Source organism: Exiguobacterium sp. s63 (assembly GCF_018617335.1).
GTDB lineage: Bacteria > Bacillota > Bacilli > Exiguobacteriales > Exiguobacteriaceae > Exiguobacterium.
Window position 1 is genome coordinate 1 of the sequence record NZ_JACSKB010000013.1, and the last position, 373, is coordinate 373.

At 51.2% G+C, this 373-nt stretch carries 2 tRNA genes; both read right to left on the reverse strand.

The features are described from left to right. Positions 1-92: 92 nt before the first annotated feature. Positions 93-165, reverse strand: a tRNA-Ala gene (locus KNO90_RS14645). 22 nt (positions 166-187) lie between these two features. Next, positions 188-264: transfer RNA gene (locus KNO90_RS14650), tRNA-Ile, on the reverse strand. Positions 265-373 lie beyond the last annotated feature (109 nt).

A 373-nucleotide genomic window follows, 5' to 3' on the forward strand; every position in this document is an offset into this window, starting at 1 on the left:
GATCTAGCGTCTAAGACACACGGTCCTCACGGACCATATGTGAAATTGGTTTTTGATGTCTTGATGAATCTTCAGTTTTCAAGGAACAAAAGTGGAGCCTAGCGGGATCGAACCGCTGACCTCCTGCGTGCAAGGCAGGCGCTCTCCCAGCTGAGCTAAGGCCCCGTATTGGAATTGTTCATAAAAATGGTGGGCCTAAGTGGACTCGAACCACCGACCTCACGCTTATCAGGCGTGCGCTCTAACCGGCTGAGCTATAGGCCCTCTTAGAGAGGTTTTGGTCTCTCAAAACTGAACGATGGGCAATGCCACATGGGCATTTTCCTTAGAAAGGAGGTGATCCAGCCGCACCTTCCGATACGGCTACCTTGTT